Source organism: Staphylococcus piscifermentans (genome assembly GCF_900186985.1).
Lineage (GTDB): Bacteria > Bacillota > Bacilli > Staphylococcales > Staphylococcaceae > Staphylococcus > Staphylococcus piscifermentans.
Genome location: NZ_LT906447.1, coordinates 1,672,999 through 1,686,342, shown reverse-complemented (window position 1 = coordinate 1,686,342; position 13,344 = coordinate 1,672,999). Strand labels below are relative to the sequence as shown.

The following is a 13,344-nucleotide window of genomic DNA, read 5'->3' as shown; positions in this document are numbered from 1 at the left end:
GAGAAATCATGGGCAATATTAAAGAATTACAAACTTCTCTCGCTAACAAAATAGCAGCAGGTGAAGTGGTAGAAAGACCAGGCTCTGTCGTCAAAGAGTTATTGGAAAATGCCCTTGATGCGAAAGCAACCGAAATTAATATAGAAATCAAACAATCCGGCATCGAATCTATACGCGTAGTGGATAACGGAACAGGTATCGAAGAAGATGATTTGCATCTCGTCTTTCATCGGCATGCAACCAGCAAATTACATGAAGACAGTGATTTATTCCATATTCGGACGCTAGGCTTTCGTGGTGAAGCCTTAGCCAGTATTTCGTCTGTCGCTAAGGTGACATTGCAGACATGCACAGATGGGCAGAACGGTCATGAAATTTATGCTGAAGACGGAGCAATTTTAAAACAGAAGCCTGCTAAAGCCAAAAAAGGGACAGATATTCTCGTCGAATCACTCTTTTACAATACACCCGCACGCTTGAAATACGTGAAAAGTCTTTATACCGAGCTTGGCAAAATTACTGATATCGTCAATCGCATGGCCATGAGCCATCCAAATGTCCGCTTCACTTTGATTTCAGATGACAAAGTACTGCTGAAAACCAATGGATCAGGCCGTACCAACGAAGTCATGGCTGAAATATACGGAATGAAAGTAGCGAAAGACCTCGTGCATATCACAGGCGATACCAGCGACTATCACCTCGAAGGCTACGTCGCGAAACCTGAACACTCGCGCAGCAATCGTCACTACATTTCTATATTTATCAACGGACGCTACATCAAGAACTTTGTTTTGAACAAAGCCATTGTTGAAGGCTATCACACCTTATTAACTATAGGGCGCTATCCTATCTGCTACATCAATATCGAAATGGATCCGATACTCGTAGACGTCAACGTACATCCAACTAAATTAGAAGTACGCCTTTCTAAAGAAGAGCAACTCTACCAGTTGATTGTACAAAAAATTCAAGAAGCCTTTAAAGATAAAATTCTTATACCTCACAACGATGAAAATAAACTTTATAAGAAAAATAAAGTACTAGATACCTTCGAACAACAGAAATTAGATTTTGAAACCCGTACCGCTGAAAAGAAAGCCCAGAAAGAGGAAACCGATAAGAGTACCTCCGAAACAGGTGAGCAAGTTGCTGAAGATACTTCAGAACAGGATTATAATGCAACACAACGCGCGGTGCTGCAAGATTTAGAAGAGGACCATACAAATTCTGCTAATTTATTTGAGTCCGCACAGCACGAAGATGATGCGGAACATACTGAAACTTCAGATTCACCAACTCACGTCGAAGAAGTGGATGTACGCGAAACAGAAAATGCACAGCCGAAACGACGCGTTCCTTACATGGAAGTGGTTGGACAAGTTCATGGCACTTATATTATTGCGCAAAATGAAACAGGAATGTTTATGATAGACCAGCATGCTGCTCAAGAACGTATTAAATATGAATATTTCCGAGATAAAATCGGAGAAGTCACAAATGAAGTGCAGAACCTACTCATTCCGATGACTTTTCATTTTTCAAAAGATGAGCAAATGATTATTAATCAATATAAAGATGAGTTAGATAAAGTCGGCGTACATCTGGAACCTTTCGGCAGCCATGATTACATTGTAAACAGTTATCCGGTGTGGTTTCCTAAAGAAGAAGCACAAGAAATTATTCAAGACATGGTAGAATATGTGCTCGAACATCGCAAAGTTGATATTAAAAAAATACGTGAAGAAGCGGCTATTATGATGAGCTGTAAAAAATCAATTAAAGCCAATCACTATTTAAGAAATCATGAAATGGCAGATTTAATCGATCAGCTGCGAGAAATGGAAGATCCGTTTACTTGTCCGCATGGCAGACCGATTATCATCAGTTTTTCAAATTATGAATTAGAACGTTTATTCAAACGCATCATGTAAAGGAGAAAGGCTATGAAATCTCACATCTTACCCGCAATTCGCGAAATGAAGGATTTAGAAAAATTAACTAAAACGGATTATAAAAAATGTGTGCTGTTAGATGCACATATTGGACATCTGCAAGGGATTATGAGTTTGCTCGCGCAACATCAACTGGAAACTTATATCCATGTAGATTTAATGAGAGGAATTGCACACGATGAATACGGCTGCGAATACATTATTCAAAAGTTCAAACCTGCAGGAATCGTTTCTACAAAGCCGAAAGTGATTAAAAAAGCCAAATCTTTAAAGGTAGCGACTATCTTGCGAATATTCGTCATCGACAGTCATGCATTAAGTCGTAGCATCGCTTTAATTAAACAAGTACAGCCTGATTATGTAGAAGCTTTGCCAGGAGTGGCTAGCAAAGTCGTCAGTAAGATTAATGAAGAAACCAATATCCCTGTCATTGCAGGCGGGCTGATAGATCAAGAGCAAGAAGTTGAGGCGGCCATATCAAGCGGTGCGGAATATATTACAACGAGCAATCAATCATTATGGTAAAGAATTCGTAAATATAGTATTGTAATTTTGTAAAAAAATAATTGACAACGCTTTCACTAAAGTATATTCTGTTAATAAGTTAATATTTAATTCGAGAACAAGGAGACTTCTACATTATCTGGGGAATATGTAGGGGTCTTTTTGTCTTCTTATAAGGAGGAAATTAAATGAATCCATATTTTGCAGAATTTTTAGGTACTGCCATTCTGATTTTATTCGGGGGCGGGGTTGTAGCGAATTTAAACCTCGTGAAGTCTAAAGGGTTTGGCAGCGACTGGATCAACATCTCTTTAGGTTGGGGATTAGCTGTAACATTAGGTGTTTATGCAGTTGGAAAATTTTCAGGTGCCCATTTGAATCCTGCTGTAACCATGGCAATTGCAATGGATGGTGGACTTGAATGGTATAAAGTACCTGGTTATATTATTTGCCAAATGCTTGGCGGTATTGTAGGCGGAGTGCTTGTTTGGTTGATGTACTTGCCTCATTGGAAAGTAACAGAGGACCAAGGTGCTAAACTTTCAGTATTTTGTACAGATCCTGGTATAAAAAATTATTATGCGAACTTTTTCAGTGAAATTATCGGTACTGCAGCTTTAACATTAGGTTTGCTATTTATCGGCATCAACAAGTTTACAGATGGTTTGAATCCGATTATTGTCGGTGGTTTAATCGTTGCCATCGGTATTAGTTTAGGCGGCCCAACAGGTTATGCTATCAACCCGGCGCGTGACTTAGGACCTCGTATCGCTCATGCGATTTTACCAATCGCTGGAAAAGGCAAATCAAATTGGTCATACGCTATTGTTCCTGTATTAGGACCTTTAGCTGGCGGAATGTTAGGAGCTTGTATTTATCGAGCAGCCTACAAAGGTACATTTGATACGATGTCATTCGTTGCAATCGTTTTAACTGCAGCAACCTTGATACTTGGTGTAGTATTAAATAAAATAGATAAAAAAGATATTGGTACGATTTATTAAAAAATTGGGGCTTTTTAACAATATTAAACGAGGAGTTATAACTATGGAAAAAGAAAAATATATTTTATCAATAGACCAAGGAACGACAAGCTCTCGTGCAATTCTTTTCAATAAGGAAGGCGAAATTGTCACTACCGCACAACGTGAATTTACACAGCACTTTCCGCATAACGGATGGGTTGAACATGACGCTAATGAAATTTGGACTTCAGTGTTATCAGTTATTGCGACAGTATTAAATGATGATGATATTTATCCAGATCAAATTGCCGGTATCGGTATTACAAACCAACGTGAAACAACTGTCATTTGGGATAAACATACAGGGCGCCCAATCTATAATGCAATTGTCTGGCAATCTCGTCAAACTCAAGATATTATCCAAAGTTTGAGAGACCAAGGATATGAAGACACTTTCCGTGAAAAGACTGGTTTAGTGTTAGACCCTTATTTCTCTGGCTCAAAAATTAAATGGATACTAGATAACGTGGAAGGTGCGCGTGAGAAAGCTGAAAATGGCGATTTATTATTCGGTACCATTGACTCTTGGCTTGTATGGAAATTGTCAGGTAAAGCTGCACACATTACGGACTATACAAATGCCAGCCGTACTTTGATTTATAATATTCATACTTTAGAATGGGATGATGAATTACTGGAAATCTTAGATATTCCAAAACAAATCTTACCTGAAGTTCATGAATCGAGTGAAATCTATGCGAAAACGAAAGATTACCATTTCTTCGGTCAAGAAGTACCGATTGCAGGTATTGCCGGTGACCAACAGGCAGCTTTATTCGGGCAAGCATGTTTCGAACGCGGGGACGTAAAAAATACGTACGGTACAGGCGGCTTTATGTTGATGAATACGGGGAAAGAAGCGGTCAAATCTGATAGCGGACTATTGACTACGATTGCTTTCGGATTGAATGGTGAAATCAACTACGCTCTAGAGGGCTCAATTTTCGTATCAGGTTCTGCAATTCAATGGTTACGTGACGGGTTACGAATGATAAATTCTGCTCCTGAATCAGAAAATTATGCCAATCGCATCGAATCTACAGAAGGGGTTTATGTCGTACCGGCATTTGTCGGATTAGGTACACCTTATTGGGACTCTAGTGCACGTGGCGCAATCTTCGGCATTACACGCAGTACTGAGAAAGAACATTTCGTACGCGCAACATTAGAATCCTTATGTTATCAAACGCGTGATGTAGTTGAAGCGATGGAGAAAGATTCAGACATTACTGTAGAAAGCTTGCGTGTGGATGGTGGCGCCGTTAAAAATAATTTCTTGATGCAATTCCAAGCAGATATTGAAAATATTAAAGTGGAACGTCCAGTCATTCAAGAAACAACAGCGCTAGGCGCAGCTTATTTAGCCGGATTGGCAGTAGGCTATTGGGAAAGTAAAGATGAAATAGCTGAGCGTTGGAAACTAGACAGAGCATTCGAACCTGAAATGCCAGCTGCAGAGCGTGAAAAACTTTATAAAGGCTGGAAAAAAGCAGTAGAAGCAACACAAGTATTTAAATTAGACGACTAAATTTGAATTGTGCTACAATAAAGACAAGTTAATAAATGTGACTCGAGAATGAGAGAACTGTTCGTACAATTATATGAAATGTATGGGATAGGTCTCTCATTTTTTAATATTAAGGGTTTTTAAAAAATGAACAGCTTGTCTCATATATGCACTGACAATAATTAGGAGGCGTTTTAGATGAGTTTATCAACTTTAAAAAGAAATGAAATTAAAGACAATTTTAAGAACCAAGAGTATGACATCGTTATAATTGGTGGAGGCATTACAGGTGCAGGGGTTGCCTTAGATGCTTCACAACGCGGCATGAAAGTAGCACTTGTGGAAATGCAAGACTTTGCGCAAGGCACAAGCTCTCGTTCAACTAAATTAGTACATGGCGGTCTACGTTACTTAAAACAGCTGCAAGTTGGTGTTGTAGCTGAAACTGGTCGCGAAAGAGCAATCGTTTATGAAAATGGTCCGCATGTAACCACACCAGAATGGATGTTATTGCCGATGCATAAAGGTGGTACTTTTGGTAAATTTTCTACTTCTATTGGTTTAGCGATGTATGACCGTTTAGCGGGTGTTAAGAAATCCGAACGTAAGAAAATGTTGAGTAAGAAAGAAACGTTAGCTAAAGAACCTTTAGTGAAAAAAGACGGCCTCAAAGGCGGCGGTTATTACGTAGAATATCGTACAGATGATGCGCGTTTGACTATCGAAGTATTAAAACGTGCTGCTGAAAAAGGTGCGGATATTCTAAACTATACAAAATCAATGAATTTCACATATGATGACAAAGAAAAAGTAAACGGCATTCAAGTTACAGACATGTTGACGGATGAACCTTACACAATTCATGCTAAAAAAGTCATCAATGCCAGCGGTCCTTGGGTAGATGAGGTCCGCAGTTCAGACTATTCTAAAAACAATAAACAACTGCGTCTGACAAAAGGTGTGCATATTGTTATCGATCAATCTAAATTCCCATTACAACAAGCGGTTTATTTTGATACTGAAAAAGACGGACGTATGATTTTTGCAATTCCGCGTGAAGGAAAAGCATATATTGGTACTACAGATACTTTCTATGATAATGACAAAACTTCACCGCTTCCAAACCAAAAAGATCGCGATTACTTGATTGATGCAGTGAATTATATGTTCCCTGGTTTAGATATTGAAGATAAAGACATCGAATCTTCATGGGCAGGTGTCAGACCTTTAATTTTAGAAGAAGGAAAAGACCCATCAGAAATTTCACGTAAAGATGAGATTTGGGAAGGCAAATCTGGCTTGTTGACGATTGCAGGCGGTAAATTGACAGGTTATCGCCATATGGCTAAAGGCATTGTAGATTTAGTTTCTAAACGCCTGCAACAAGAGTACAAATTAAAATTCAAACCATGTGAAACCAAAGAACTTAAAATTTCTGGCGGAGATGTCGGCGGCAGTGCCAACTTCGAACAATTTGTTAAAGAGAAAACGAAAGAAGGCGAAGCATCTAACTTAGATGCTAAAACAGCGGAAGATATCGCTAGACGATACGGTTCCAATGCGGATCAATTATATCAAATTGCTTATACTGCCCAATATCAAAATTCCGGTTTACCAATTGAACTCTATACTGAGTTAGTATACGGTATTCAACACGAAATGGTTTATAAACCGACTGATTTCTTGATTCGTCGTACAGGCATGTTGTATTTCGACATTGAAGATGTGAAGAAATATAAAGAAGCGGTCATGGATGTCATGTCTCAATTATTAAATTATGATGCAGAACAACGTGCGCTTTATGCTGAAGAATTAAATGAAGCCATTGAAGAAGCGACACATGGCAATCATCAACCTGCTGAAAAATAAATTATGAGAGATTACGTCCAGCATATTTGTGCCTCTGTAATCTCTGATTAGAAAAGGCTATGAGGAAATCTGTTGATGCAGATTTTTTCGTAGCTTTTTTAATATGTTTGAGGAGGGTAAGTAGCTGATTGGATAGAAAATAGGGAAATTGTTGAGATAATGGCCAAGAATGCGGACAATATGTCCAATATCCTGCTAATCTAGACACAACTTGAAAACCAGTGTCCAGATTAAGGTGTTTTCTAGACATAACTTGAAAACTAGTGTCCAGATTAAGGTGTTTTCTAGACATAACTTGAAAACTAGTGTCCAGATTAAGGTGTTTTCTAGACATAACTTGAAAACTAGTGTCCAGATTAAGGTGTTTTCTAGACACAACTCGTAAACTAGTGTCTAGATTATAGTGTTTTCTTGACACAACTCGCAAACTAGTGTCTAGATTAAGGTGTTTTCTAGACACAACTTGAAAACCAGTGTCTAGATTACGCTCTTTTTTAGACATTTCTCATGATATAGTGTCTATATCTCACGCTCTAAGCTGCAACAACTAAACCAATATTTCTTTTTTAGAGGTCATATCGGGCTGAAAACACGCTTATGATATGTCATAATAGTCTATAATAATAAAATGATTGATAAAATAATGAGTTTCAATCAATCAAATTGTATTGACGTATTACGCGGAGGTAAGAACATGTGTCCAAATACATTTAAAATCACAGTTGAAGATGGTACAAATCTTGAAGTGAAACTAGACAAAGCGAATAAAGAAAGAATCGGAATCGTACATATTTTTCATGGCATGGCTGAACATATGGGACGATATGATTTATTTGTAGAGTCGTTGAACCAACAAGGTTATGATGTTATTCGACATAACCACCGTGGTCATGGTAAAGATATTATTGAACGTGAACGCGGCCATTATGACAGCATGCAAATAGTAGCTGCAGATGCGTATGAAATTCTTCAAACATTGTATCCAGAGAGAGACGGATTGCCGTACATCGTATTAGGGCATTCAATGGGTTCCATTATCGCTAGAAAGTATGTCGAAATGTATCCTGACACAGCACAAGGATTAATTTTGACGGGTACAGGACTTTTTCCTAAAGTCAAAGGCAACTTAATGGTAATTGGCATGAAACTTATCTCGTTAATACTAGGGAAAAGACGCAGATTGAGATGGGTCAATAATTTGGCGTTTAAACCCTTTAACAAGCGTATTCCTGATGCCAAGACGGAAAGCGATTGGTTATCAACGAAGAAAGATGAAGTCAATAAGTATTGCGAGGATCCATATTGTGGCTTCTTAATGTCCAATCAAGCAATTTATGAAACAATTCATGAAATGATGGTCACAAGCAGACCTTCTGAAATTAAGAAGATGAATCCGGATTTGCCAGTTCTCTTGATTTCTGGCAAAGAAGATCCTTTCGGCGACTACAGTAAAGGTATCCGCAGATTAGGTGTAACGATGAAACGTAACGGTGTGCAACATATTACTGTACAGCTTTACCGCAATAAGCGTCATGAGATTCTCTTTGAAGAGGACCATCTCCAAACATGGAACAATATGTATGATTGGATTAAGAAAAATATTCTGAAGAAAAATAAAGTGAGTGAACATAATGACAACGAATAAACCCTTATTAGTAGTAATTGTCGGTCCTACTGCTGTAGGGAAAACAGAATTAAGTATAGAATTAGCCAAGCGTGTCGGCGGTGAAATTATCAGTGGCGATTCTATGCAAGTATACAAAGGCATGGATATAGGTACAGCCAAAGTTTCAAAAACAGAAATGGAAGGTGTTCCGCATTATTTAATTGATATTCTAAGTCCTGATGAAACTTTTTCAGCCTTTGATTTTAAAACACGTGCACAAGAATTAATCAAAGAAATTACTGAACGAGGCCATGTTCCGATTATTGCAGGAGGAACAGGTTTATACATACAGTCGCTTATTTATGATTATCCTTTTGATAAAGAAGAAATTTCTGCGGAAAAGGAAAAAGAAGTGAAGGAAAAGATGGCTACGTTAGAAACACTCTCTAATGAGGACCTGCATGAGTATTTGAGTACTTTCGATCCTGAATCCGCTGAAGCCATTCATCCTAATAATCGTAAAAGAGTATTGCGTGCCGTTGAATATTACTTAAAAACAAAAAAAGTTTTAAGTTCTCGCAAGAAAACAGTACAATTTACAGAAAATTATGATACATTATTAATAGGGGTAGAAATGTCGCGCGAAACATTGTATCAACGAATAAATAGTCGTGTGGATATTATGCTAGAACACGGTTTATTAAATGAAGTAGAGCAACTGATGAATGAGGGTTATGCACACTGTCAAAGTATGCAAGCCATCGGATATAAGGAACTTATACCGGCTATCAACCATAAAACATCCATTGACCAAGCCGTCAATAGTTTGAAACAGCATTCTAGAAACTACGCAAAACGACAAATGACTTGGTTCAAAAATAAAATGAACGTACAATGGTTTGACAGAGAACAAACATCACTTCCATTGATATTAAATGAGGTTACTGCCCAAATAAATAAAAGGAGAGAGAGTTAACATGACAGATAAAAACATCCAAGACAAAATTTTACAAAATTTCAAAGAAGGACGAGAAGAATTAACAGTATTCTTATTGAATGGGTTCCAAATGAAAGGGACTATTGTAGATTTTGATGACACCGTTGTAAATCTTTTGTCTCAAGGTAGAAATCATTTAATTTATAAACACGCTATCAGCACATTTACACAAGAGCCTGAAGTAGTAGAAGCTTAAGTGTTGAATGTTGAATACAGTAGTAATAAATAAACTGACGTTTAACGACGCCTTTAGCAATGTTGCAACCATTTTTTAAGCGCGACGATAAAATTGGGACGCAATACTGTACAGGTCTTATTTACTGTATGATGTATCAGTCTATTGAAGATTAATATTTAAAAAAACAACCGCACAAGACAACGGTTTTTCAATACAAAAGTGTATTGGCTGCTGTTTTGTGCGGTCTTTCTTTTATACTTTATAATACTTTCTCAATATCCTCTTCGATTTGGCTCGGATTTTTTTGCGGAGAGAAACGATTGACGACATTACCGTCGCGATCTACAAGAAATTTAGTGAAATTCCATTTGATTTTACTGTTAAAGAAACCGTGTTGTTGTTCAGTCAAGAATTTGAATAAAGGATGACGATTTTCGCCATTGACCTCAATTTTTTCATGCATTGGGAAAGTTACGCCATAATTGATTTTGCAATTTTGCATGGCTTCTTGACCATTGCCTGGTTCTTGTTTGCCGAATTGGTTACATGGAAAGCCAAGTACGACAAATCCTTGATCTTTATATTTTTCATATAAAGCTTGTAAACCTTCGAATTGGGGTGTGAATCCACATTGACTTGCTGTGTTGACAATCAGCATAACATCGCCTTTATACTTCTCTAATGTATACGTGCTACCGTCGATTTTAGTTACTTCAATATCATAAATACTCATTATTTAATTCACCTCGTTGAGAACAAGGTATCATATTTCGCTGAAATAGTCTTTCTATATGCATTATGATAGAATAGGAAAGGATTACAGGTATAAATAAGAGTATAGAAATTTTAAATAGATGCGTAGAGAAAGGGGATTATTTTTTGCCTCAAGAAAAAATTTATGATACTGAAGAAGCAGTAGAAAAAGCACTTCTTATCGGTGTAGATGCTTATGATGAAAAAGAATATGATTTCGAATCTACCATGGAAGAATTAAAAGCTTTATCTGAGTCATGCCGTTTAGAAGTAATCGGTGAAATTACTCAAGCGAAAGATCGTATCGAAGAAAAGACCTACGTCGGCAAAGGCAAGCAATATGAAATTAAAGACTTTGTAGAAATGTATGACGTAGATGTGGTGGTAGTGAATGATGAATTAACCACTTCACAATCTAAGAGTTTAAATGATACTTTAGGCGTTAAAATTATCGATAGAACGCAGTTGATATTAGAAATATTTGCGATGCGTGCCAGCAGTAAAGAAGGTAAGCTGCAAGTTGAGCTGGCTCAATTAGATTATTTGATGCCACGCTTGCAAGGCCACGGTAAAAGCTTATCCCGATTAGGAGGCGGCATTGGAACAAGAGGTCCAGGTGAAACGAAACTTGAAACGGATCGCCGTCATATCCGTCGCAGAATGAATGAAATTAAACATCAATTGAAAGCGACAGTTGAGCATCGTGAGCGGTACCGCAGCAAACGTCGCCAAAATCAAGTATTCCAAGTAGCACTAGTCGGTTATACAAACGCAGGCAAATCTACCTGGTTCAATATTTTAGCGGATGAATCTACTTATGAAAAAGATTTATTATTTGCCACTTTAGATCCGAAGACACGCCAAATTCAAATCAATGATGGATTTAATTTAATAATTTCAGATACCGTAGGATTTATTCAAAAATTGCCGACAACATTAATTGCAGCATTTAAATCAACTTTAGAAGAAGCAAGAGATGCTGACTTATTGCTTCATGTGGTAGATGCCAGCAATGAGGATTACCGTGCGCAATTTGATACAGTTAATCGTATTATCGGCGACTTGGAGATGGATAAGATTCCTCAAGCGGTGATTTTTAATAAGAAAGACTTGAGTGATGGGCTCGCACCGGCCTCTCAACTTCCGAATGTGTTTGTTTCGGCTAAAAATGAAGAAGATAGAGAGCGTGTACGTGAATTGTTAATCACGCAAGTTGAGAAACAAATGGAACCTTATACAGAAGTAGTACCAGCAAATGATGCTGACCGTCTTTATTTCTTGAAAAGACATACCATTATTACACAATTAGAGTTCAAAGAAGCTGATGAAAGCTATTTAGTAGAAGGTTATCGACAAAAAATTAACGATGAAGGAAAGAAGCAAGAATAAATGAATTTAGAACAATTGATTCAAGAAACTGAAAACACATTACAGCCCTTTTTTAGAAAAATAGAAGAAAGGGCTTTTCGCAATCAAGCAAAGGTTCTTGATGCTTTTCACGCAGTAAAGGCAACGGAATCAGATTTACAAGGTACTACTGGTTACGGTTACGATGATATCGGACGTGATCATCTGGAAGAAATTTACGCTCATACTTTCAAAGCAGAAGCAGCATTAGTACGTCCGCAAATTATCTCAGGGACGCACGCTATTACCATTGCTTTGCAAAGCTGTTTGAAATATGGAGATGAATTGCTATACATTACTGGAAATCCCTATGATACTCTATTGGAAGTGATAGGCGTTAATGGTAATGGTATCGGCAGTTTGAAAGAAAACGGCGTCTTGTACCGTCAAGTGCCGTTGACACACGATGGATATATTGATGTAGAGACAGTATTAGAGACTGTCAATGAAAAGACGAAAGTCGTAGCGATACAACGTTCCAAAGGATATGACCAACGTCCATCTTTAGATGTGGATGAAATTGAACAGGCGATTCGCCAAATTAAAGCGCACTATCCAGAAGTGATAGTCTTCGTAGATAATTGTTATGGAGAATTTGTAGAAGATAGAGAGCCGATTGAAGCGGGTGCTGATTTAATTGCTGGCTCGTTAATTAAAAACCCAGGAGGCGGTCTTGCGCGAATCGGCGGTTATATTGCCGGTAGATTGGATTTGATCGAGCGATGTGGTTATCGATTGACTGCGCCTGGAATAGGGAGAGAAGCGGGTGCTTCATTAGATGAATTGCCAAGTATGTATCAAGGATTCTTTTTAGCACCGCATGTGGTAAGCCAAAGCTTAAAAGGTGCATTGTTTACAAGCTTGTTGCTTACAAAGCTAAATATGCGTACGGTGCCGGCGTATGACACACCTAGAACGGATTTAATACAGACGATTCAATTTGATACTGCCGAACAGATGATTCGTTTCTGTCAAAGTATCCAAGCCGCTTCGCCTATTAATGCACACTTCAGTCCGGAACCAAGTTATATGCCTGGTTATGAAGACGATGTAATTATGGCTGCAGGTACTTTCGTACAAGGTTCATCGATTGAACTATCGGCTGACGGCCCAATACGCCCGCCATATGAAGCATATGTACAAGGCGGATTGACTTATGAACATGTGAAGCTGGCTGTTATCAGAGCAGCAGACCAACTTCTTGAAGAAGGATTAATTCAATAGATTTGGAAAACAACTATTCCTTAAGACTAACTATTAATGAGGGGTGGTTGTTTTTTATTTTGTAGTTGGAAAAGAGGAGCGATTTAGACACAATATTTGTTGAAGTGTCTAGAAAAGGGTGTAATCTGGACACAAGATTATGAGAAGTGTCTAGAAAAGGGTGTAATTTAGACACAAGATTTGTTGAAGTGTCTAGAAAAGGGCGTAATCTGGACACAAGATTATGAGAAGTGTCTAGAAAATCGTCGCATAACATCGCAACGGTTTTATATTTCAAAATCAGCAAACATCATTAATTCATATATTAAAAACACTAGAT

The 13,344-nt window shown here is 37.9% G+C and carries 11 protein-coding genes; 10 read left to right on the top strand and 1 reads right to left on the bottom strand.

The genetic code is table 11. The features are described 5' to 3' along the window. Positions 1 to 8 precede the first annotated feature (8 nt). From mutL to hfq, 8 genes are all read left to right on the top strand, one after another. Entirely contained in the window at positions 9 to 1,934 is a 1,926-nt protein-coding gene (gene mutL, locus CKV71_RS07905) for a DNA mismatch repair endonuclease MutL (protein WP_095105534.1), read from the top strand. A gap of 12 nt (positions 1,935 to 1,946) precedes the next feature. Beyond that, positions 1,947 to 2,480 (top strand): glycerol-3-phosphate responsive antiterminator, encoded by a 534-nt coding sequence (locus CKV71_RS07900; protein ID WP_095105532.1) that lies wholly within the window; start codon positions 1,947 to 1,949, stop codon positions 2,478 to 2,480. 167 nt (positions 2,481 to 2,647) lie between these two features. Beyond that, positions 2,648 to 3,463 (top strand): MIP/aquaporin family protein, encoded by an 816-nt coding sequence (locus tag CKV71_RS07895; protein WP_095105530.1) that lies wholly within the window; start codon positions 2,648 to 2,650, stop codon positions 3,461 to 3,463. A gap of 43 nt (positions 3,464 to 3,506) precedes the next feature. Beyond that, positions 3,507 to 5,012, top strand: a complete 1,506-nt coding sequence (gene glpK / locus CKV71_RS07890) for a glycerol kinase GlpK (protein WP_095105526.1) — start codon at positions 3,507 to 3,509, stop codon at positions 5,010 to 5,012. Positions 5,013 to 5,189: 177 nt separating this feature from the next. Then, on the top strand, positions 5,190 to 6,860 hold the full coding sequence (locus tag CKV71_RS07885; RefSeq protein ID WP_095105522.1) for a glycerol-3-phosphate dehydrogenase/oxidase: 1,671 nt from the start codon (positions 5,190 to 5,192) through the stop codon (positions 6,858 to 6,860). 694 nt (positions 6,861 to 7,554) lie between these two features. Next, positions 7,555 to 8,505, top strand: coding sequence for an alpha/beta hydrolase (locus CKV71_RS07875; RefSeq protein WP_095105518.1), 951 nt, complete (start codon positions 7,555 to 7,557; stop codon positions 8,503 to 8,505). Next, a complete protein-coding gene (miaA, locus tag CKV71_RS07870) occupies positions 8,489 to 9,442 on the top strand; it encodes a tRNA (adenosine(37)-N6)-dimethylallyltransferase MiaA (RefSeq protein ID WP_186824470.1) in 954 nt (317 codons plus the stop codon). Before CKV71_RS07875 ends, miaA begins: the two co-directional genes overlap by 17 nt. A 1-nt stretch (position 9,443) precedes the next feature. Then, the gene (hfq, locus tag CKV71_RS07865; protein WP_095105515.1) at positions 9,444 to 9,659 is read left to right on the top strand and encodes an RNA chaperone Hfq; all 216 of its coding nucleotides are present in this window, start codon (positions 9,444 to 9,446) and stop codon (positions 9,657 to 9,659) included. A 241-nt stretch (positions 9,660 to 9,900) separates the two neighbouring features. Here the strand turns inward: hfq and CKV71_RS07860 are convergent, their stop codons facing one another. Beyond that, positions 9,901 to 10,374, bottom strand: coding sequence for a glutathione peroxidase (locus tag CKV71_RS07860; protein ID WP_095105513.1), 474 nt, complete (start codon positions 10,372 to 10,374; stop codon positions 9,901 to 9,903). Positions 10,375 to 10,520: 146 nt separating this feature from the next. On the opposite strand from CKV71_RS07860, the gene hflX reads away from it, so the two are divergent. Together hflX and CKV71_RS07850 are read left to right on the top strand one after the other, a co-directional pair. Then, positions 10,521 to 11,783, top strand: coding sequence for a GTPase HflX (gene hflX, locus CKV71_RS07855; protein ID WP_095105511.1), 1,263 nt, complete (start codon positions 10,521 to 10,523; stop codon positions 11,781 to 11,783). Beyond that, positions 11,784 to 13,025 (top strand): methionine gamma-lyase family protein, encoded by a 1,242-nt coding sequence (locus CKV71_RS07850; protein WP_095105509.1) that lies wholly within the window; start codon positions 11,784 to 11,786, stop codon positions 13,023 to 13,025. Positions 13,026 to 13,344: the final 319 nt, after the last annotated feature.

Coding starts and splice junctions, on each gene's coding strand:
- CKV71_RS07850 (WP_095105509.1), top strand. CDS start 11,784: ATGAATTTAGAACAATTGATTCAAGAAACTGAAAACACATTACAGCCC.
- CKV71_RS07875 (WP_095105518.1), top strand. CDS start 7,555: ATGTGTCCAAATACATTTAAAATCACAGTTGAAGATGGTACAAATCTT.
- CKV71_RS07900 (WP_095105532.1), top strand. CDS start 1,947: ATGAAATCTCACATCTTACCCGCAATTCGCGAAATGAAGGATTTAGAA.
- CKV71_RS07885 (WP_095105522.1), top strand. CDS start 5,190: ATGAGTTTATCAACTTTAAAAAGAAATGAAATTAAAGACAATTTTAAG.
- CKV71_RS07895 (WP_095105530.1), top strand. CDS start 2,648: ATGAATCCATATTTTGCAGAATTTTTAGGTACTGCCATTCTGATTTTA.
- glpK (WP_095105526.1), top strand. CDS start 3,507: ATGGAAAAAGAAAAATATATTTTATCAATAGACCAAGGAACGACAAGC.
- CKV71_RS07860 (WP_095105513.1), bottom strand. CDS start 10,374: ATGAGTATTTATGATATTGAAGTAACTAAAATCGACGGTAGCACGTAT.
- mutL (WP_095105534.1), top strand. CDS start 9: ATGGGCAATATTAAAGAATTACAAACTTCTCTCGCTAACAAAATAGCA.
- hfq (WP_095105515.1), top strand. CDS start 9,444: ATGACAGATAAAAACATCCAAGACAAAATTTTACAAAATTTCAAAGAA.